Origin of the sequence: Aquabacterium sp., assembly GCF_049274795.1 — a bacterium.
In the GTDB taxonomy this organism is placed as follows: Bacteria; Pseudomonadota; Gammaproteobacteria; order Burkholderiales; family Burkholderiaceae_C; genus Aquabacterium.
In genome coordinates, this window is the sequence record NZ_JBASTH010000042.1 from 17,053 (window position 1) to 36,911 (window position 19,859).

Below are 19,859 nucleotides of genomic sequence, written 5' to 3' on the forward strand. Positions count from 1 at the left end.
CCATGACACGCAGCATTCATCACCACGCCCGAACGGCCCTGGCCGCGCTGTGCGTGCTCGGCCTCACGGCCGCCCATGCCAAGCTCACGACCGCCGAGATCGAACGCCTGGGCAAGGACCTGACCCCCGTTGGCGCCGAGCGCGCCGGCAACAAGGAAGGCACCATCCCCAAGTGGGAAGGCGGCCTGACCAAGGCGCCTGCAGGCTTCGACGCCAAGAAGGGCTGGGCCGATCCCTACGCGGCCGACAAGCCGCTCTACACCATCACCGCGGCCAACGCCGAGCAGCACAAGGACAAGCTGGCCCCGGGCCAGCTGGCCCTGCTCAAGCGCTACCCCAGCTACAAGATGGAGGTGTACCCCACCCGCCGCTCCGCAGCCTTCCCCGAGTCGGCCTACGAGATCATCAAGAACGAGGCGGGCAAGATCGAGTCCGCCAACGAAGGCAACTCGGTGCTCAACCAGGTGGCCAGCACCACGCCCTTCCCCATTCCCAAGACCGGTGCCGAGGCGATCTGGAACCACGCCTTCCGCTACCGCGGCGACACGCTGATCCGCGACCAGACAGAGTTCCCGGTGCAGACCAATGGCTCGTTCACGCCCGTCAAGCGCCACGAAGAGACCATCTTCAGCAATGGCCTGAAGAACGGCTCGAACGTGCTGTTCTACTTCCGTACCACGTACAAGGCACCGTCAAGCATCGCCGGCGACGCCCTGCTGGCGCATGACTTCATCGACCAGGTCAAGCAGCCGCGCGCCGCCTGGGTCTACAACCCCGGCACACGCCGCGTGCTGCGCGCCCCCGAGGTGTCCTACGACACGCCCCGCAATGGCGTCGACGGCCTGTCGACCGTGGACGACTACGACGGCTTCAACGGCTCGCCCGACCGCTTCGACTGGAAGCTGGTGGGCAAGCGCGAGATGATCATCCCCTACAACAACTTCAAGCTCACGGACAAGAACCTGAAGTACGCGGACATCATCAAGGCCGGCACCTACAACCAGGATCTGGTGCGCTATGAGCTGCACCGCGTGTGGGTGGTCGAGGCCACGCTCAAGCCGGGCAAGAGCCATGTGTACCGCAAGCGCGTGTACTTCCTGGACGAGGACTCCTGGCAGATCGCCCACGGCGACCTGTACGACGGCCGCGGCGAGCTGTGGCGCGTGCTGGAGATCTTCGGCGTGCAGTACTACAACGCACCCGCCTTCTTCATCGGCGGCTCGGCCCAGTACGACCTGCAGGCACGCCGCTACGTGTCCAGCGGCCTGACCAACGAGGAAAAGCCCATCCAGTTCAACGTGCCGCTCAAGCCGTCGGACTTCACACCGGACGCGCTGCGCCGCATCGGGAACTGAACGCATGAGCAGTCCCCTGTTGCAACCCGTGCCGGCCCTGCGGGCGCGGCAGGGGCGCCGCCTGTTTCAAGGCGCCCTCGTGCTGTCCCTGTGTGCGGCGGTGGCGGCCAGCGAGCCGCCCCGCAGCACCGGCCAAGCCAAGCCCATCGACCTGCTGACCCAGCCCGCGCCGGCCACCGTGCACGGCGCGCGCAAGCTGCTCACCGACATCGCCCAGGCCGGCAACCGGCTGGTGGCCGTGGGTGAAGCGGGCCTGGTGCTGCTCTCCGATGACGAGGGCAAGACCTGGCGCCAGTCCCCCACGCCCACTTCGGTGATGCTGACCTCGGTGAGCTTCGCCACCGACAAGGCCGGCTGGGCCGTGGGCCACGACGGCGTGATCCTGGCCACGCGCGATGGCGGCAGCACCTGGCAGCGCCAGCTCGACGGCCGCCAGGCCGATCCGCTGATCCTGACAGCCGCCAAGGCTCAGCTCGACAAGCTGCCTCCCGGCAATGCCGAGGATCCCTCGCCCCAGCGCCTGCAGGCCGAAGACGCCGTGGCCGCGGCCGAAGCGGCCATCGCCGCCGGCCCTTCGCGCCCACTGCTGGCCGTGCGCTTCTTCGACGCCGACCGCGGCGTGGCCGCAGGCGCCTTCGGCCAGCTCTTCCAGACCACCGACGGCGGCAAGCAGTGGGCCTACATCGGCGACCGGCTGGACAACCCCGAAGGCCTGCACCTCAACGGCCTGACGCTCACCCGCGACGGCCAGATCCTGATCGCCGCCGAGAACGGCACCGTGTTCGCATCGCCCGACCAGGGCCGCACCTGGACACGCTCGGCCACGGGCTACAACGGCTACCTCTACGGCGTGCTGGCCCTGCCCGGCGCGGGCCTCACGGCCTATGGCTTCAACGGCCACGTGTTCCGCTCCGTCGATGGCGGCGCGAACTGGAAGCCCGTCAACAGCCACAGCGCCCGCTCCATCGTGGCCGCCGAGGCCATCCCCGGCGGCGCCCTCTTGCTCAATGAGGAAGGCCAGGTTCTGGTCAGCCGCGATGAAGGCGCCACCTTCAAGCCTCTGGACGATCGCCTGCCCGTCAAGCGCCTGAGCAGCGTCGCGCTGCTCAAGCACAACGCCCTCGTCACCGTGGGCCTGGGCGGTGCCGCCGTGCACACCCTGGACAAGGTCGACTTGAGAAGGACCGCACCATGACCTCCCCTACCGGCGGGGCCGGCCGCCTGCAACGCGCGGCCGAGCACGCCCTGTTCTCGCGACGCCCCCTGTGGCTGCTGTTCTTCGCGATCACCTCGGTGGTGCTGCTGTGGCAGGCCAGCCTGCTGCGGCCCGACGCCAGCTTCCAGAAGATGGTGCCCTCCACGCACCCCTTCATCGTCAACAGCCTGCGCTTCGTCAATGAACTGCGTCCGCTGGGCAACACCGTGCGCATCGCGGTGGAAGCCACCGATGGCGACATTTACAACCGTGAATACCTCGAGGTGGTCCGCAAGGTCACCGACGAGGTCTTCTACATCCCCGGCATCGACCGGGGCAACCTGCGTTCGCTGTGGACGCCCAACACGCTGTGGTTCGAGGCCACCGAAGACGGCCTGCGCTCCGGCAAGGTCGTGCCGGCCGATTTCGGCAGCCTGGGCATCCGCCGTGATGTGGCCGTGGTGCGCGAGAACGTCGCCAAGGCGGGCCTGGTGGGCAGCCTGGTGGCCAACGACCACAAGTCCAGCGTGATCGTGGCGCCGCTGCTGGAGAACGACCCCGACACCGGCGAGCACCTGGACTACGCCGTGTTCTCCGACCGCCTGGAGAAGCAACTGCGCGAGCGCTATGAGCGCCCCGGCATCCGCATCCACATCGTCGGCTTCGCCAAGCTGGTGGGGGATCTGATCCACGGCGCGGCGGCCATCGGCCTGTTCTTCGCGCTCACGGTGGCCCTGACAACGGTGCTGCTGTGGATCTACTCGCGCTGCTGGCGCAGCACCCTGGTCACCATCGGCTGCTGCCTGCTGGCGGTGGTCTGGCACCTGGGGATCATGCATGCCCTGGGCTTCGGGCTGGATCCGTACTCGATCCTGGTGCCCTTCCTGACCTTTGCCATCGGTGTGTCGCACGCGGTGCAGAACATCAACACCTTCGCCAGCGAAAGCCACAAGGGCGCCAGCAAGCTGACGGCGGCCAAGGCCACGTTCTCGCTGCTGTTCGTGCCCGGCACGGTGGCGCTGCTGTGCGATGTGGTGGGCTTCTCCACGCTGCTCATCATCGACATCGGCGTGATCCGTGAACTGGCGATCAGTGCTTCGGTGGGCGTGGCAGTGATCATCTTCACCAAGATGTTCCTGCTGCCGATCGCGATGTCTTACACCGGCATCTCGAAGGCCGGGCTGCGGGCGGCAGAGCGGCGCGCGACAGGCCCGCACCGCCTGGCTTCGGCCATCGCCTCGCTGGCGTCGGGCAGACGCGCCTGGGGCGTGGTGGCCGTGGCCGCCGTGGTGGGCGTGGCCGGCTTCGTGGTCAGCCGCGACCTGCAGATCGGCGACCTGGACCCGGGCGCGCCCGAGCTGCGGCCCAACTCGGTCTACAACCAGGATGTGGCCTTCTTCACCAGCCACTACGCCACCAGCGCCGATGCCTTCGTGGTGATGGTCAAGACACCGCCTGGTGAGTGCGGCGCCTACGCGGCCGCCAGCACCGTGACGCAACTGCAGTGGGCGCTGGAAGAGACGCCCGGCGTGCAGGGCACGATGTCGCTGTTCGACTGGATGAAGCAGGTGATCTCGGGCAGCTACGGCGGCAACCTCAAGTGGGCCACCGTCTCGCGCAACCGCTACATCTCGAACTCGGCGCACAAGGCCATCCCGCAGGCCTTCTACAACGACGACTGCTCGATGATCCCGGTGATCGCCTACCTGGCCGACCACAAGGCGGCCACGCTCAAGGGCGTGATCAAGACGGTGGAGACCTTCACGGCGGCCCACGCCGGCCCGCACGCCGAGATCCTGATGGCCGCAGGCAACGCCGGCATCGAGGCTGCCACCAACGAGGTGGTCGAGAAGGCCTGGCGCCCGATGCTGCTGCTGGTGTACGGCATCGTGGCGGGCCTGCTGATGCTGGAGTTCCGCTCCATCCGCGTCACGCTGTGCCTGCTGATCCCCTTGATCATCACCTCGCTGCTGTGCGAGGCCGTGATGACGGTGATGGGCCTGGGCGTGAAGGTGGCCACCCTGCCGGTGATCGCGCTGGGCGTGGGCATCGGCGTGGACTACGGCATCTACCTGTACAACCGCCTGGAGACCTTCCTGCGCAAGGGCCTGCCGCTGCGCGAGGCCTACCTGGAGACGATGAAGACCACCGGCCTGGCCGTGGCCTTCACCGGCATCTCGCTGGCGGCCGGCGTGCTGACCTGGGTGCTGTCGGACATCAAGTTCCAAGCCGACATGGGGCTGCTGCTGACCTTCATGTTCCTGTGGAACATGATCGGTGCAGTGCTGCTGATCCCGGCGCTGGCCGGAGTGATGGGGCTGGGGCGGCGCCCCGCCGGCGAGCCGTCACCGGCTCAGCCGGTGCAGCCCGGCCAGCAACCCGCACAGGGCGGGCTGGCGTTTCAGTCGCGTTGAGCGGTAGCGGTAGCAGTGGCGGCCACCCCGGCCGCTTCGTGCGCCTCGTCATCCAGTGCATGCAAGGCCCCGGGCGATCCGTCCGGGGCCTTGCCGTTGGCAGCCTGACCTGCGCGGCGGTGCGCGAAGGCCGGGCCCAGCTCTTCGATGCGGTAGCAGTGGCTGGGGTAGGTGCGGTTCACGCCGTGGGCCAGCAAGGTGGGATAGCGCTCATAGGGCACGAAGCGCTTGAACACGGCGCGGGCCTTGAGCACGCCATGCATGAGCGCACTGAGCCAGCCTGGCGGATCCGTCAGGCCCACGGCGGGGCGCAGGCGATCGGGCACCAGCGCGGACACGGCCGGCTTGACCGCGAAGCGCAGCGGCTTGGGCAGCCAGGCGGCCATGATGTCGATGGTGGCCTGGGCCACGTGCTCGTTGGCCACCGAGTACTTGAGCTTGCGTGATTCGTACTCGGCCACGAAGTCATCGAACTCGCCCCAGGTGGCGGGGATGTCCGTGAGGTTCATGCGCCGGCCGATCTCGATCCAGTAGTGGAACCAGGCTTCGCACTCGTGCGCGGTCATGGCGCGCCAGCCGTAGTCCTGCAGCCAGCGCTTGGGGAAGTCCAGGAAGGTCCACAGCACGAAGAGAAAATCCTCGTTCTCGATGCGGTAGAAGGAGTGGATGTGGTTCATCTGCTCGATGGAGCGGCGGCCCTTGTCGGCCTCCCAGCCGCTTTCGATGTACTGGGCGATGAGCAAGCGCGTGTCGTCGTAGCGTTTCTGGCCGTGCTTGCTGAACTGCTTGGTGCGGTCGAGCAGGGCCGAGACGGTCTGGCTGCCGTAGGTGTGGAACAGGGCCAGTTCGGTGGAGCGCTGCATGTCGGCGGGGAACTCGTAGGCCGTGAGCAGGTAGACGATGCGCTGGCAATCACGCTTGGCATCGAGGGATTCGATTTCCTGCTGGACCGCGGGGTTGCGCCACAGGCCGAAGCTGCGGCGGTGTTCGGGGCCGGCGGCGCGATCAGGCGCGGCGGCGGAGAAGGGGCACCCTGGGGCGCCGGTGGAAGGGGTCTCGCTCATGTCTCTGGTGCTCCGTGTGTATGCAGGTCGTGAGCCGCCCGGTGCGCGGACCGGGGGTGTGGCAGCACGCTAGAGACGGGGGGATGCAGCAGCCATCGTCGTTTCCGACGATTCAGGTTGGGGCTTTCAGGGTTCTTTCCGTGATGTCTTGCATGCGTCAAGTTGAGCGTTTTGTCGGGGCAGCGCGGGGCGGGGTCTGAGGGGGTAACTGGCGGGGCTTCAATGTTGGCGGTCACGCCTTCGGCGTGACTGCTCTCCGCGTGCTCGTACGGGACAGGTGGCTGCGCAACTCGCCCTTTCAGGGCTCAAACATGCTCGCCATCCCCTGGCCTGCGGCCAGGCGCAAACCTGCCCCTCCCTGCGCGCCTCCGACGCCAACAAGGCGCCCCGCCAGTTACCCCCTCAGCCCTTGATGCCCCGCTCTCCGCATGCGCAGGCCCTTGCCCTTTGACTTCGCACCGGCTCACAAGAACATGGGGCTGCGCCATCACGCAAAGGTTGCCGCACCGCGCAGCATGCTGCGCACGCCACCAGCGGGGCGAAACAGGGATGTGGGGGCGGCCGGCGGGGCGCCTTGTTGTCGCCGAGCAGCGCAGCGGCAAGGTGGGCATGCGCGCAGCGCATGCTTCGTGAGCTGACTGGCCGCATCTGTTTGAGCGCAGCGGCGAAGCCGCGTAGCGAGTTATGCGGCCCCACCTCGCCGCGAGCAGCGCAGGGCAGTCACGCCGCAGGCGTGACCGACAACATCGAAGCCCAGTCGGCCGCCCCCACATCCCGCGCCCCGCGCTGCCTCGACAAAGCGCCACACACCATGCACGCCAAACAGTGCACCGAAAAGCACCCCACGGAGATTTGTCCAAAGCGACGATGGCCGCAAACCCGTGAGATTCCTAGGATGCGGCCCAGTACGCCATCCACCCGACCAGGGAGCCCACACCATGGAGATCCGCGCCGCCGTCACCCGCCAAGCCGGCCAGTTCAGCATCGAACCCGTCGAGCTGGACGACCCGCAGGGTGACGAAGTGCTCGTGCGCCTCGTGGCCACCGGCATGTGCCACACCGACCTCGTCGCGCTGGACCAGCACATGCCCTACCCCCTGCCCGCCATCCTCGGCCACGAAGGCGTGGGCGTCATCGAGCGCGCCGGCCCGCAAGCCAAGCACCTGCGCATCGGCGACCACGTGGTGCTCAGCTTCGCCGCCTGCGGCCACTGCGGCCCCTGCCAGTCCGGCCGCCCTGCCTACTGCCAGGTCGCGCGCCAACTGAACCTGGCCATCCGCCGCCCCGACGGCCGCTGCGCCCACCATGCCGCTGGTCAACCCGTGGCCGCGGGCTTCTTCGGTCAGTCATCGTTTGCCTCGCACGCGCTGGTGCGTGAACGCGATGCCGTGCGCGTGCGCAACGATGTGCCGCTGTCCGCGCTGGCCCCGCTGGGCTGCAGCGTGCAGACCGGCGCGGGCGGCGTGCTCAACGTGCTCAAGCCCGCCGCCGGCAGCAGCATCGCCGTGTTCGGCCTGGGCGCCGTGGGCCTGTCGGCCGTGATGGCCGCGCGCTTGGCCGGCTGCGCCCGCATCATCGCCATCGACCTGCACGCCTCGCGCCTGGACATGGCCACCGAGTTCGGCGCCACCGACCTGATCCAGGTGAACGACACATCCAGCGCCGCGCGCGTGCAGACCCTCGTTCCCGGCGGCGCGGACTTCGCCGTCGAGGCCACCGGCATCCCTGCCGTGATGGCCGAGGCCGTGGCCGCCACGCACCGCACCGGCACCAGCCTGATGCTGGGCCTGCCGCCCCCCACCGTGAAGGTCCCGCTGGACGCCGGCCTGCTGCTGGGCGGCCGCACCATCCGCGCCTCGATCGAGGGCGACAGCGTGCCCGGCCTCTTCATCCCACAACTGGTGGAACTGCAGCGCACCGGCCAACTGCCTTTCGAGCGCATGTGCCGCACCTACCCGCTGGACGCCATCAACGACGCGGTGAGTGATTGCCGCAGCGGCGTCACCGTCAAGCCCATCATCACCATGGACGCGGCATGAGCCACGGCGGCAGCGGCGACCAAACCAGCAACAGCGCAGTGCTGGACGCACAGGCCACCGGCCGCCTGCAGGCCTGGCTGGAACGCCAGGTGCCCGGCTGCGAAGGCCCGATGCGGCTGGAGCGCATCCACGGCGGCCAGTCCAACCCCACCTTCTTCGTGTACGTGGGCGACCAGGCCCTGGTGCTGCGCAAGCAGCCGCCGGGCGAACTGCTGCCATCGGCCCACGCGGTGGACCGCGAGTTCCGCATCCAGCAGGCGCTGGCCGACACCGGCGTGCCGGTGCCGCGCATGCGTGCCTTCTGCGACGACCGCGCCGTGATCGGCACGCCCTTCTACGTGATGGACAAGCTCGATGGCCGCGTGCTGTCCAGCCAGTCCGTGCCCGAACTGCCGCCCGCGCAGCGCCGCGCCTGCTGGCTGGCCATGGCCGAGACCCTGGCCAGCCTGCACGCCGTGGACTGGGCCGCGCTGGGCCTGGGCGACTACGGCAAGCCCGGCAATTTCTTCGCGCGCCAGATCGGCCGCTGGACCAGGCAGTGGCAGGCCAGCCGCACGCGCGAAGACGCGAACATCGAGCGCCTGATCACCTGGCTGCCCGCGCACATCCCCCCGGGTGACGAGACCACCATCGTCCACGGCGACTTCCGCCTGGGCAACCTGATGTTCCACCCCACCGAGCCACGCGTGATCGCCGTGCTCGACTGGGAACTCTCCACCCTGGGCCACCCCCTGGCCGACGCCGCCTACAGCGCCATGGGCTTTCACACCGCCCCCAGCGCCTTCGATGGCCTCAAGGGCCTGGACCTGGCCGCCCTGGGCCTGCCCACCCAGGCCGAGTACCTGGCCCACTACCAGGCCAGCAGCCAACGGCATGAGCCCGTCACCGCCTTCCACCTCGCCTTCTCCCTGTTCCGCTTCGCCGTGATCCTCGAAGGCATCAGCGCCCGCGCCCAGAGCGGCAACGCCGCCGCCGAAGACGCCGTGGCCGTCGGCCGCCAATCAGCCGCCTTCGCCCAGGCCGCCGTCGAGCTGATCTGACCCGAACCGACCACGGCCAAGAACCCCCGCCCCGCGCTCCCCGCCAAAGCGCACCACCCACCGAAGACCAAAGAAAAAGCCGCCCCTGAAAGAGGCGGCTTCAGCCGATGCAGTGCAAATCAGAAGGCAGCGCTCAGAAACTTCTGCCTGCCGCCCATCACATCAATCTTCCAGCTTCGTCAGATCCCGCACAGCCCCCGTATCCGCCGACGTCACCAGCTTCGCATAGGCCTTCAACGCCGCCGACACCTTGCGAGGACGCACCTTCGCCGGCTTCCAGCCCTTGGCATCCTGCTCGGCCCGGCGCTGCGCCAGTTCCTCATCCGACAGCAGCACATCGATCGTGCGCTTCGGAATGTCGATGCGGATCTTGTCGCCATCACGCACCAGGCCAATGGCGCCACCCGCAGCCGCCTCAGGCGAGCAGTGACCAATCGACAGACCCGACGTCCCGCCCGAGAACCGGCCATCCGTCAGCAGCGCACAGGCCTTGCCCAGCCCCTGCGACTTGATGTAGCTGGTCGGGTACAGCATCTCCTGCATGCCCGGGCCGCCCTTCGGGCCTTCATAACGCACGATCACCACGTCACCGGCCTTGACCTTGCCGGCCAGGATGTTCTCGACCGCCTCGTCTTGCGACTCGGTCACGTGGGCCGTGCCCTCGAACACCAGGATGCTTTCATCGACACCCGCCGTCTTGACCACACAGCCATCGAGCGCGATGTTGCCCTTGAGCACCGCCAGGCCGCCCTCCTGCGAGAACGCGTGCTCGTTGGAGCGGATGCAGCCCTCGGCGCGGTCCAGGTCCAGGCTGGGCCAGCGCGTGTTCTGGCTGAAGGCCACCTGCGTGGGGATGCCTGCGGGGCCGGCCATGTAGAAGTGGCGCACGGCCTCGTCCTGCGTGACGGCGATGTCCCACTGCGCCAGGGCTTCGCCCAGCGTGGCCGCGTGCACCGTGGGCGCATCCACGTGCAGCTTGCCGGCACGGGCCAGCTCACCCAGGATGGCCATGATGCCGCCAGCGCGGTGCACGTCCTCGATGTGGTACTTGTTGGTGTTGGGCGCCACCTTGCACAGCTGCGGCACGACGCGCGAGAGGCGGTCGATGTCGTCCATCGTGAAGTCGATCTCGGCTTCGCGGGCGATGGCCAGCAGGTGCAGGATGGTGTTGGTCGAGCCACCCATCGCGATGTCCAGCGTCATCGCGTTCTCGAAGGCGTTGAAGCCCACCGAGCGCGGCAGGATGCGCTCGTTTTCCTTCTCGTAGTACTCGCGGGCCAGCTCGACGATGCGGCGGCCGGCGCGCTTGAACAGCTGCTCGCGGTCGGCGTGTGTGGCCACCACGGTGCCATTGCCCGGCAGCGACAGGCCCAGGGCCTCGGTCAGGCAGTTCATGGAGTTGGCGGTGAACATGCCCGAGCACGAACCGCAGGTCGGGCAGGCCGAGCGCTCCACCTCGGCCACGTCGGCGTCGGAGTAGGACTTGTCGGCGGCCATCACCATGGCGTCCACCAGGTCCAGCTTCTTGAACTCCATCACCTTGGTGACGGGGTTGGCCAGGCGGGTCTTGCCCGCTTCCATCGGGCCGCCCGAGACGAACACCACGGGGATGTTCAGGCGCATGGCGGCCATCAGCATGCCAGGGGTGATCTTGTCGCAGTTGGAGATGCAGACCATGGCGTCGGCGCAATGCGCGTTGACCATGTACTCCACCGAGTCCGCGATGATGTCGCGGCTGGGCAGGGAGTACAGCATGCCGTCGTGGCCCATGGCGATGCCGTCGTCGACCGCGATGGTGTTGAACTCCTTGGCGACGCCGCCGGCGGCCTCGATCTCGCGGGCGACCAGCTGGCCCAGGTCCTTCAGGTGCACGTGACCGGGCACGAACTGCGTGAAGGAGTTGACCACGGCGATGATGGGCTTGGAGAAGTCCTCGTCTTTCATGCCGGTGGCGCGCCACAGGGAACGCGCGCCCGCCATGTTGCGACCGGCGGTGGATGTCTTGGAACGGTATGCGGGCATCGTGGGGGCTGAAGAAATTTCGGGGGATGGAAGCAGGCCACGGGACCTGGGCCCAGTCCGCAATTATCCCCCACCCCCCGGGCGCGTGCAGCCCTGGGGTTTCGCTCAGGCCTTGGCGGGCCGGCGGGGCAGGACGACGCCCAGTTCCGCCGCCAGGGCCTCGCTGTGCTGGCCCACTGTAGCGGCCGGCGGGGTCTCCTGGTCGCCCCAGGCCGAAAAACGCACCGGGGCGCGCACTTCCAGGTAATCCCCCTCGGTCGGGTGGTGGCGCTGGTGCAGCAGGCCGCTGGCCTTGAGCTGAGGATCGACCAGCAAATCCTCGATGTCGTTGACGCGCATGGCCGGCACGTTGATCCGGGCCAGCAGGGCCAGCCACTCGTCGGTGGTGCGCGAGGGGGTGATCTCGTACATCAGCTCGTACATCTGGCCCATGTGGCGGCGGCGGCTGAGCGGGTCGGCGAAACGGGGCTCCTTGAGCACCTCGGCGCGGCCCACGGCCTCGAAGAAGCGCACCCAGCGGTCGTCCAGGTAGGGGGCGATGGAGATCCAGCCATCCTTGGTGGGCATGGGCTGGCGGGTCGGATCGACCTGGCGGGTGTAGCGCGCCGGGCCCGTGGGGGGCACGAAGGTGCGGTCAAACAGGTGCTCGAGCAGGTTGAAGCTGGCCACGGCCTCGAACATGGGCACCTCGACGAACTGGCCCTCGCCGGTGCGCAGGCGGTGCACCAGGGCGGCCATCACGGCGTAGGCGGCGTGCAGGCCGGAGACCTTGTCGGCCAGGGTCATGGGCAGGTAGCGCGGGCGGGGGTTGCCGTCGACATGCGGCAGCAGGGTGGCCACGCCGGCGGCGGCCTGGATGATGTCGTCGTAGGCCTGCAGGCCGGCGTAGGGGCCGCGCTGGTCGAAGCCGGTGCAGTGCACGTAGATGATGTCGGGCTTCAGGGCCCGCACGGTCTCGTAGTCGAAGCCCAGGCGCTCCATGGCATCGGCGCGCACGTTGTGGATGAACACGTCGCTCGATTCGACCAGGCGGCGCAGAGCAGCCCGGCCTTCCTCGGTGCGCAGATCCCAGTCCACGGAGCGCTTGCCCCGGTTCAGGCGCAGGTGGATGGGGCTCATGCCCGGTGTCTTGGGCGGCGTGCCCACCATGCGGATGGCGTCGCCCATGCCGGCAGGCTCGACCTTCACGACGTCGGCGCCCAGGTCGGCCAGCACTTGCGTGGCATAGGGGCCGAAGATCACGGTGCTCAGGTCGGCCACGCGGATGCCTTGCAGCATGGAGGGGGAAGCGGTCATGGCGGGTGTCGGTTCGGTGCGGCTGAGGGGGCAGGGCGCTGGCCGGGAGGCCGGCCCACGATGGCGCGGATCTTCCGGCGGGGCATGCGGCGCAGCAATCGTCAGAACGGACGACGTGGGATGGCGGCGGGCTGGTGGGCCCGGCGCCTTGCGCCTGCCCCGCCGCAGCCCAACAACGCCCCCGGGCTTTTCGTCGCTTCTGACGATCACGCCGCGCGCCGCTTCTCGCGACACTGCCGGATCCCTCAGAGACTGACACACGCAGAACATCCCATGGCGCACCGCACACGCATGCCCACCGATCCGGCCCGCACGCCGGTCATCGTCGGTATCGGCGAGATCACCTGGCGAGACAAGGACCCGGCCCAGGGCCTGGAACCGATCGCCCTGATGGAGGCGGCCCTGCGCGCCGCCCAGGAAGACGCCCTCAGCGGCGCACGCCCGCATGCCGGCACCGCCCTGCTGCAGGGCATCGATGCGCTGGACGTGGTCTGCGAGCACTCCTGGCCCTACGCCGATGCGCCGGCCCTGCTGTGCGAACGCCTGCACATCCAGCCCGCGCACCGCGCCTACGCCGTGGCCGGCGGTGAATCGCCCGTGCGCCTGCTGCACGAGGCCGCCCTGCGCATCGCCGCCGGGCACAGCGCCGTGGCCGCCGTGGTGGGGGCCGAAGCCAGCCATACCGTGGCCGCCGCCGCCAAGGCCAAGCTGTCGCTGCCCTGGTCGCCCAAGGACGCGAACGCCCGCCTGCTGCGCGGCGCCGACATCTGCCACCCCGAGGCCGTGCGCCACGGCGTGGTGGCCCCGGTGAACGTCTACCCCCTGTACGAGAACGCCCTGCTGGCCGCCTGGGACCAGAGCCCCGCCGAGGCCCTGAACGAATCGGCCCGCCTGTGGTCCGGCATGAGCGAGGCCGCCGCCCGCAACCCGCACGCCTGGCAGCGCCAAGCCCTGGGGCCCGACGAGATCGCCACGCCGGGCGAGCGCAACCGCCTGATCGCCTGGCCCTACACCCTGCGCATGGTGGCCAACCCGCTGGTCAACATGGGCGCGGCCGTGCTGATGACCAGCCTGGAGCTGGCCCTGGAGCTGGGCATCCCTGCTGAACGCCTGGTGCACGTGTGGGGCGGCGCCTCGGCGCAGGAGCCGCGCGACTACCTGGCCCGCGACCACTACCGCCACGCCCCCGCGCAGGAGGCCGTGCTCGACGCCGCACAAGCCCTGGTGGGCGGCCAGCCCTTCGATGTGCTGGAGCTGTACAGCTGCTTCCCCATCGTGCCCAAGATGGCGCGGCGCACCTTGGGCCTGCCCGCCGACGCGCCCATGAGCGCCACCGGCGGCCTGAGCTTCTTCGGCGCGCCGCTGAACAACTACATGACGCACGCCGCGGCCGCCCTGGTGCGCGCCCTGCGCAGCGGCCAGCCTGAGCAGCACGCGCTGCTGTACGGCCAGGGCGAGTTCGTCACCAAGCACCACGCGCTGGTGCTCTCCAACGCCGCCGCGCCTGCGCCGCTGGCGGCCACACACAGCGTGCAGGCCCAGGCCGACCAGCGCCGCGGCCCCGTGCCCGACCTGGCCGTGGATTACGAAGGCCCCGCCACCGTCGAGACGCACACCGTGGTCTACGACCGCGACGGCCTGCCCGACTTCGGCATCGTCATCGCCCGCACGCCCGATGGCCGCCGGCTGATGTCGCGCGTGCCGGCCAGCGACGCGGCCACGCTGGCGCGGCTGACCGCCCTCGACCACAGCCCCGTCGGCCAGGCCGGCGTCACCTCGCGCGCCGACGATGGCCGCCTGCACTGGAGATTCGCCGCATGAGCGCCCAACTTCAAGCCCCGTCCGACGCGGTGGTGCTGATCGAGCACCTGCCCGGCCACGTCGCGCGGCTCACGCTCAACCGCCCCTCGGCGCGCAACGCCATCAACGGCGAGGTGGCCAACGCGCTGGAGGCCGCCCTGCAGGCCCTGGAAGCCGACGACAGCATCCGCGCCGTGGTGCTGACCGGCGCCGGCCAGGAAGCCTTCTGCTCGGGCGCCGACCTCAAGGAAGTGGCGGCCGGGCGCGGCAAGCAATTGCGCACCGAACGCGGCGGCTTCGCCGGGTTCGTCTACGCGCCGCGCCGCAAACCCTGGATCGCGGCGGTGAACGGCCCGGCCCTGGCCGGTGGCAGCGAGATCGCCCTGGCCTGCGACGTGATCGTGGCCGCCGCCCACGCCACCTTCGGCCTGCCCGAGGTGCAACGCGGCCTGATCGCCGGCGCCGGCGGCCTGTACCGCCTGCCGCGCGCCCTGCCCCGCCACATCGCGCTGGAACTCGTGGCCACGGGCGATCCGCTGCAGGCCGCACGTGCCCACCAGTTCGGCCTGGTCAATCACCTGGTGCCTGCCGCCGAGCTGCAGGAGACCGCCCTGGCCCTGGCCCAGCGCATCGCGCGCAACGCGCCCCTGGCCGTGCGCGAAAGCCTGGGCGTGGCCCGCCAGGCCCACGATCTGGAAGAAGCCACACTGCGCCAGCTGAGCGCCGAGGGCCTGGCCCGCGTGGCGGCCAGCGAGGACCTGCGGGAAGGCCTGCAGGCATTCATCGAAAAACGCGCGCCCCAATGGCGGGGCCGCTGACAGCACCATGGACTTTCAACTCACCCCTGAACAAGAAGACCTGCGGCAACGCACCCGCCAGTTCATCACCGACGAGGTGATCCCCTTCGAGGCCGACCCGCGCTGCACGCCGCACGGCCCCACCGAAGAGCTCCGCCAGGAACTGATCGCCCGCGCCCGCGCCGTGGGGCTGCTCACGCCGCACGCCTCGCGCGAACTGGGCGGCCTGGGCCTGAGCCATGTCGACAAGGCCATCGTGTTCGAAGAGGCCGGGTACTCGCCGCTGGGCCCGATCGCGCTGAACATCCACGCACCGGACGAAGGCAACATCCACCTGATGGAACTGGTGGCCACGCCCGCGCAGAAGGCGCGCTGGCTCAAGCCCCTGGTGGAAGGCCACACCCGCTCGTGCTTCTGCATGACCGAGCCCGCCCCGGGCGCCGGCTCCGACCCGTCGATGCTGCAGACCACGGCCCGCCGCGATGGCAGCGACTACGTGATCGACGGCACCAAGATCCACATCACCGGCGCCGTGGGCGCGGCCTTCGCCATCGTGATGGCGCGCATGGAAGACGGCAGCGCCACCATGTTCCTGACGGACATGGAACGCCCCGGCATCACCATCGAGCGCCAGCTCGACGCACTCGATTCATGCTTCACCGGCGGCCATGCCATCGTGAAGTTCGAGGGCGTGCGCATCCCCGAGGGCGACCGCCTGGGCGAGCTGGGCCTGGGCCTGCGCCACGCGCAGCTGCGCCTGGCCCCGGCGCGCCTGACGCACTGCATGCGCTGGCTGGGCCAGGCACGGCGCGCGCACGACACCGCCGTGGCCTATGCCCGCGAGCGCGAGGCCTTCGGCCACAAGCTGGCCGCGCACGAGGGCGTGAGCTTCATGCTGGCCGACAACGAGCTGGACCTGCACACCGCGCGTCTGGTGATCTGGCACTGCGCCTGGCTGCTGGACCAGGGCAATGCCGCGGGCCACGAATCGAGCATGGCCAAGGTGCTTTGCTCCGAGGCCGAGTGGCGCGTGGTGGACCGCAGCGTGCAGATCCTGGGCGGGCGCGGCGTGACCGACCTGAGCATCGTCTCGCGCATCTTCAGCGACATGCGCGCCTTCCGCATCTATGACGGCCCGAGCGAAGTGCACCGCTGGCGCATCGGCCGCCAGATCGCGCGCGGACCACGCACGACCGAGGTGGCGCGATGACGACGCTGGCCGACCGCTTCTCGCTCAAAGGGCAGACGGCGCTGGTGACCGGCGCCTCCAGCGGACTGGGGCTGCATGCGGCCGGCGTGCTGGCGCAGGCCGGCGCACTCGTGCTGCTGGCCGCGCGCCGCCTGGACAAGCTGCAGGCTGCCGTGGCGGCCCTGAACGCCGAGGGGCTGGAAGCCCATGCGGTGGAGCTGGACGTGAACGACGATGGCTCGGTGGTGCATGCGTTTGCGCGCATCGAGGGCCGCTGGGGGCCGCCGGGCATCGTGCTGAACAACGCCGGCGTGGCGACCTCGGCGCCGGCCCTGGCGCAGACGGAATCGCAGTGGGACCTGGTGCTCAACACCAACCTCAAGGGGGCCTGGCTGGTGGCGACGGAAGCGGCGCGGCGGCTGCAGGCGGCGGGCAAGCCCGGCAGCATCGTCAATGTGGCGTCGATCCTGGGGGAGCGTGTGGGAGGGGCCGTGGCGCCTTACTGTGCGTCGAAAGCCGGGTTGATCCACCTGACGAAGGCTCTGGCGCAGGAATGGGCGCGGCTGGGGATCCGGGTGAATGCCTTGGCGCCTGGGTACATCGCGACGGAGTTGAACCGGGATTTCCTGGCGAGTGAGCCGGGACAGCGCTTGATGTCGCGGATTCCGCAGCGGAGGTTTGGATCGCCCTCCGATCTGGATGGGGCGCTGCTGTTGCTGGCGTCTCAGGCGGGGTCGTACATCACGGGGTCGGTGCTGGCTGTTGATGGCGGGCATCTGGTGTCGCCGCTTTGATGCATCTCTGATTGCGCTTCTTCTTTGCGTTCGACGGGTTGAGCGCTTTGGCGCGGCAACGCGGGGCGGGGTCTGGGCCGGCATCTGGCCGGGCTTCTTTGTTGTCGGTCACGCCTGCGGCGTGACTGCCCTGCGCTGCTCACGACGAGGTGGGGCCGCATAACTCGCTACGCGGCTTCGCCGCTGCGCTCAAACAGATGCGGCCAGTCAGTTGACGAAGCATGCGCTCCGCGCATGCCCACCTCGCCGCTGCGCTGCTCGGCGCCAACAAGGCGCCCAGCCAGATACCAGCCCAGCCCTTTGATGCCCCGCTACCCGTACTTCGACCATCCCGCTCGCTGCGGAACCGTTGCCGCGGTCGGCTCGACTCGATGAGCATCGTTGCCGCCCGTGCGCTTTGCGCCCTTTGTTGAAGCGCATCTGTGCGAGCCGCCAGAACGAGAGATGTGGCACCGCCACGAGCGGGACGGAAAAGGGTTGAGGGGGCCTTTGGGTGGGCGCCTTGTTGGCGTCGGAGGCGCGCAGGGAGGGGCAGGTTTGCCCCTGGCCTGTGGCCAGGGGATGGCGAGCATGTTTGAGCCCTGCAAGGGCGAGTTGCGCAGCCACCTGCCCCGTACGAGCACCGGAGAGCAGTCCTGCCAAAGGCAGGACCGCCAACATCGAAGCCCACCCAGAGGCCCCCTCAACCCCCGCCCCGCGTTGCACCGACAAAACGCTTAAACCGTCGAATGCCAGGAACAACCTGGTAAGTCAAAAAAAGGCGCGCAAAAAAAGGGGCCGGCACACCCCGGAAATCCGTGCCAGCCCCAAACACACCGAAAGTCACGAAGAGAAAAGAACGAAATCAACCAGACCGGTTCCCGAACGAAGGCGACCGACGTCCCATGAACGCCGCCACCCCTTCCGCAAAATCCGGATGGTCGATCAACTCGCGCTGCCGCTCGGCCTCATAGGCCAGCTGCGTCGCCAGGTCATTGCACCGCGCCGCCTCGAACGCACGGCGCATCTCCAGCGCCCCATGCGCCGGCAGCTCCGCCAAGCGCTGCGCCAGCTTGCGGCCCTCCTCAGGCAAGGCCTCGTCGTCCACCACGGACCACACCAGCCCCCACTCCAGCGCCTGCGCCGATGACAGCTTGTCGCCCAGCAAGGTCAGGCCCAGCGCCCGCGAGCGCCCCAGCAGGTTCACCAGGAACCAGGTGCTGCCCAGGTCGGGCACGATGCCCAGCTTGGGCATGAAGGGAAAGTAGAAGTACGACGAGCGCGCCGCCACCACCAGGTCGGCCGCCAGCGCCAGGCCCACGCCCGCGCCCGCCACCGCGCCATTGAGCGCACTGACCACCGGAAAGGGCGCCTCACGCAAGGCCACCACCAGCTTGTTGGACAGCACCGCCATCGCATCGGCCGTGCGTGTGCCCAGGCTGCGCGTGTCGCCCGGCTGGGGCACCATCGAGCCCAGGTCCGCGCCCACGCAGAAACCCCGGCCCTCGCCGATGATCAGCAGCGCGCGCACCTGCGGGTCGCGCCCAGCCTGGTCCAGGATCTCCAGCAAGGCCTGCTGCATCACCTCCGTCAGCGGGTTCAGCCGTGCCGCGTTGTCCAGCGTCACGACCCCGACAGCACCTTCCCGTTCGTAGCGAACACCAGAACTCATCACAGCCTTTCGACGATGGTGACGTTGGCCAGGCCACCGCCTTCGCACATGGTCTGCAAGCCATAACGGGCCTGACGATGGATCAGCGCATGCACCAGCGTCGTCATCAGCTTGGTGCCCGAGCCGCCCAGCGGGTGGCCCAGCGCGATCGCGCCGCCATGCACGTTGAGCTTGGCCGGATCGGCGCCCACACCCTGCAGCCAGGCCAGCGGCACGGAGGCGAAAGCCTCGTTCACCTCGTACAGGTCGATGTCGTTGATCGACAGGCCCGCCTTCTTCAATGCCTGCTGCGTCGCCGGGATCGGCGCCTCCAGCATGATCACCGGGTCATGGCCGATCACGGTCATGTGGTGGATGCGGGCCAGGGGCTTGACACCCAGCGTCTTCAGGCCGCGCTCGTTGACGACCAGCACACCGCTGGCGCCATCACAGATCTGGCTGGCGCTCGCGGCCGTCAGCAGGCCGCCTTCCTGGATCAGCTTGACACCGGCGATGCCTTCCAGCGTCGCGTCGAAGCGGATGCCTTCGTCGACCAGATGCGGCTCGCTCGGGGTGTCGCTATCGGCGGTACGCACTTCCACACGCACGATCTCTTCCTCGAAGCGGCCCAGGCGCGTGGCCTCGGCAGCGCGCTGGTGGCTCAGCAGCGCGAAGGCGTCGAGCTGATCCTTGCTCAGGCCGTACTTGCGCGCGATGGTCTCGGCGCCGCTGAACTGGCTGAACTCCACGCCGTCATAGCGCTGCTTCATCGCCGGGCTCACGTACAGGCCCAGGCCGTTCTTGAGCGGCAGGGTGATGGGCGTGCCCATGGGCACGCGCGTCATGCTCTCGACACCGGCGGCGATCACGATGTCCTGCGTGCCCGACATCACGGCCTGGGCCGCGAAGTGCAGCGCCTGCTGCGAGGAGCCGCACTGGCGGTCCACCGAGGTGCCGGGCACCGATTCGGGCAGCGAGGACGACAGGATGGCGTTGCGCGCCACGTTGCAGGCCTGCTCGCCCACCTGGCCGACGCAGCCCATGATGACGTCGTCGATCGCGGCGGGGTCGGCGCCGGTGCGCTGCACCAGGGCGTTGAGCACCTGGGCTGCGAGGTCGGCGGGGTGCCAGCCGGACAGGCGACCGCCGCGGCGGCCCCCGGCCGTGCGGGCGGCGGCAACGATGTAGGCTTCAGACATGACTCGGGTCCTTTGATCGGAAAGC

Annotated in this window: 14 protein-coding genes; 9 read left to right on the plus strand and 5 right to left on the minus strand. The window is 69.2% G+C overall.

The window, feature by feature from the left end; all coding sequences use genetic code 11:
- The first annotated feature begins 2 nt into the window (after nt 1-2).
- The 3 genes from WAQ08_RS07005 to WAQ08_RS07015 are packed head-to-tail and all read left to right on the plus strand — an operon-like array spanning nt 3 to nt 4,964.
- A complete protein-coding gene (locus WAQ08_RS07005) occupies nt 3-1,355 on the plus strand; it encodes a DUF1329 domain-containing protein (protein WP_422190354.1) in 1,353 nt (450 codons plus the stop codon).
- 4 nt (nt 1,356-1,359) lie between these two features.
- Nucleotides 1,360-2,550 carry a YCF48-related protein gene (locus tag WAQ08_RS07010; RefSeq protein WP_422190356.1) on the plus strand — a complete coding sequence of 397 codons (1,191 nt, stop codon included), beginning with the start codon at nt 1,360-1,362 and terminating at the stop codon, nt 2,548-2,550.
- Nucleotides 2,547-4,964 carry an efflux RND transporter permease subunit gene (locus WAQ08_RS07015; protein ID WP_422190358.1) on the plus strand — a complete coding sequence of 806 codons (2,418 nt, stop codon included), beginning with the start codon at nt 2,547-2,549 and terminating at the stop codon, nt 4,962-4,964. Before WAQ08_RS07010 ends, WAQ08_RS07015 begins: the two co-directional genes overlap by 4 nt.
- On the opposite strand, the gene WAQ08_RS07020 is transcribed toward WAQ08_RS07015, so the two are convergent.
- Entirely contained in the window at nt 4,952-6,028 is a 1,077-nt protein-coding gene (locus tag WAQ08_RS07020; protein WP_422190360.1) for an oxygenase MpaB family protein, read from the minus strand. The two genes, WAQ08_RS07015 and WAQ08_RS07020, sit on opposite strands and share 13 nt — an antisense overlap.
- A gap of 938 nt (nt 6,029-6,966) precedes the next feature.
- Between WAQ08_RS07020 and WAQ08_RS07025 the strand changes: the two genes are divergently transcribed.
- Entirely contained in the window at nt 6,967-8,067 is a 1,101-nt protein-coding gene (locus tag WAQ08_RS07025) for an NAD(P)-dependent alcohol dehydrogenase (RefSeq protein WP_422190362.1), read from the plus strand.
- Complete coding sequence (locus WAQ08_RS07030) at nt 8,064-9,107, plus strand: phosphotransferase family protein (protein ID WP_422190364.1); 1,044 nt, start codon at nt 8,064-8,066, stop codon at nt 9,105-9,107. Before WAQ08_RS07025 ends, WAQ08_RS07030 begins: the two co-directional genes overlap by 4 nt.
- A gap of 162 nt (nt 9,108-9,269) precedes the next feature.
- On the opposite strand, the gene ilvD is transcribed toward WAQ08_RS07030, so the two are convergent.
- Both ilvD and WAQ08_RS07040 read right to left on the minus strand, forming a co-directional pair.
- Nucleotides 9,270-11,129, minus strand: coding sequence for a dihydroxy-acid dehydratase (ilvD, locus tag WAQ08_RS07035; protein WP_422190366.1), 1,860 nt, complete (start codon nt 11,127-11,129; stop codon nt 9,270-9,272).
- A 105-nt stretch (nt 11,130-11,234) separates the two neighbouring features.
- The gene (locus tag WAQ08_RS07040; RefSeq protein WP_422190368.1) at nt 11,235-12,425 is read right to left on the minus strand and encodes a CaiB/BaiF CoA transferase family protein; all 1,191 of its coding nucleotides are present in this window, start codon (nt 12,423-12,425) and stop codon (nt 11,235-11,237) included.
- A gap of 273 nt (nt 12,426-12,698) precedes the next feature.
- On the opposite strand from WAQ08_RS07040, the gene WAQ08_RS07045 reads away from it, so the two are divergent.
- The 4 genes from WAQ08_RS07045 to WAQ08_RS07060 are packed head-to-tail and all read left to right on the plus strand — an operon-like array spanning nt 12,699 to nt 17,005.
- Nucleotides 12,699-14,246, plus strand: a complete 1,548-nt coding sequence (locus WAQ08_RS07045; protein WP_422190370.1) for an acetyl-CoA acetyltransferase — start codon at nt 12,699-12,701, stop codon at nt 14,244-14,246.
- The gene (locus tag WAQ08_RS07050) at nt 14,243-15,043 is read left to right on the plus strand and encodes a crotonase/enoyl-CoA hydratase family protein (protein ID WP_422190372.1); all 801 of its coding nucleotides are present in this window, start codon (nt 14,243-14,245) and stop codon (nt 15,041-15,043) included. Before WAQ08_RS07045 ends, WAQ08_RS07050 begins: the two co-directional genes overlap by 4 nt.
- Before the next feature lie 7 nt (nt 15,044-15,050).
- Nucleotides 15,051-16,232, plus strand: a complete 1,182-nt coding sequence (locus WAQ08_RS07055; protein WP_422190374.1) for an acyl-CoA dehydrogenase family protein — start codon at nt 15,051-15,053, stop codon at nt 16,230-16,232.
- The gene (locus tag WAQ08_RS07060; protein ID WP_422190376.1) at nt 16,229-17,005 is read left to right on the plus strand and encodes an SDR family NAD(P)-dependent oxidoreductase; all 777 of its coding nucleotides are present in this window, start codon (nt 16,229-16,231) and stop codon (nt 17,003-17,005) included. The genes WAQ08_RS07055 and WAQ08_RS07060 overlap by 4 nt, the downstream gene beginning before the upstream one ends.
- Nucleotides 17,006-17,849: 844 nt before the next feature.
- On the opposite strand, the gene WAQ08_RS07065 is transcribed toward WAQ08_RS07060, so the two are convergent.
- Nucleotides 17,850-18,656 (minus strand): enoyl-CoA hydratase-related protein, encoded by an 807-nt coding sequence (locus tag WAQ08_RS07065; protein WP_422190378.1) that lies wholly within the window; start codon nt 18,654-18,656, stop codon nt 17,850-17,852.
- Nucleotides 18,656-19,834 carry an acetyl-CoA C-acetyltransferase gene (locus tag WAQ08_RS07070; RefSeq protein WP_422190380.1) on the minus strand — a complete coding sequence of 393 codons (1,179 nt, stop codon included), beginning with the start codon at nt 19,832-19,834 and terminating at the stop codon, nt 18,656-18,658. Before WAQ08_RS07070 ends, WAQ08_RS07065 begins: the two co-directional genes overlap by 1 nt.
- Nucleotides 19,835-19,859: the final 25 nt, after the last annotated feature.

What these genes read in the sequence shown, in the direction of transcription:
- WAQ08_RS07015 (WP_422190358.1), top strand. Translation starts at nt 2,547, where the DNA reads ATGACCTCCCCTACCGGCGGGGCCGGCCGCCTGCAACGCGCGGCCGAG.
- WAQ08_RS07020 (WP_422190360.1), bottom strand. Translation starts at nt 6,028, where the DNA reads ATGAGCGAGACCCCTTCCACCGGCGCCCCAGGGTGCCCCTTCTCCGCC.
- ilvD (WP_422190366.1), bottom strand. Translation starts at nt 11,129, where the DNA reads ATGCCCGCATACCGTTCCAAGACATCCACCGCCGGTCGCAACATGGCG.
- WAQ08_RS07065 (WP_422190378.1), bottom strand. Translation starts at nt 18,656, where the DNA reads ATGAGTTCTGGTGTTCGCTACGAACGGGAAGGTGCTGTCGGGGTCGTG.
- WAQ08_RS07050 (WP_422190372.1), top strand. Translation starts at nt 14,243, where the DNA reads ATGAGCGCCCAACTTCAAGCCCCGTCCGACGCGGTGGTGCTGATCGAG.
- WAQ08_RS07030 (WP_422190364.1), top strand. Translation starts at nt 8,064, where the DNA reads ATGAGCCACGGCGGCAGCGGCGACCAAACCAGCAACAGCGCAGTGCTG.
- WAQ08_RS07055 (WP_422190374.1), top strand. Translation starts at nt 15,051, where the DNA reads ATGGACTTTCAACTCACCCCTGAACAAGAAGACCTGCGGCAACGCACC.
- WAQ08_RS07070 (WP_422190380.1), bottom strand. Translation starts at nt 19,834, where the DNA reads ATGTCTGAAGCCTACATCGTTGCCGCCGCCCGCACGGCCGGGGGCCGC.
- WAQ08_RS07045 (WP_422190370.1), top strand. Translation starts at nt 12,699, where the DNA reads ATGGCGCACCGCACACGCATGCCCACCGATCCGGCCCGCACGCCGGTC.
- WAQ08_RS07010 (WP_422190356.1), top strand. Translation starts at nt 1,360, where the DNA reads ATGAGCAGTCCCCTGTTGCAACCCGTGCCGGCCCTGCGGGCGCGGCAG.
- WAQ08_RS07060 (WP_422190376.1), top strand. Translation starts at nt 16,229, where the DNA reads ATGACGACGCTGGCCGACCGCTTCTCGCTCAAAGGGCAGACGGCGCTG.
- WAQ08_RS07005 (WP_422190354.1), top strand. Translation starts at nt 3, where the DNA reads ATGACACGCAGCATTCATCACCACGCCCGAACGGCCCTGGCCGCGCTG.
- WAQ08_RS07025 (WP_422190362.1), top strand. Translation starts at nt 6,967, where the DNA reads ATGGAGATCCGCGCCGCCGTCACCCGCCAAGCCGGCCAGTTCAGCATC.
- WAQ08_RS07040 (WP_422190368.1), bottom strand. Translation starts at nt 12,425, where the DNA reads ATGACCGCTTCCCCCTCCATGCTGCAAGGCATCCGCGTGGCCGACCTG.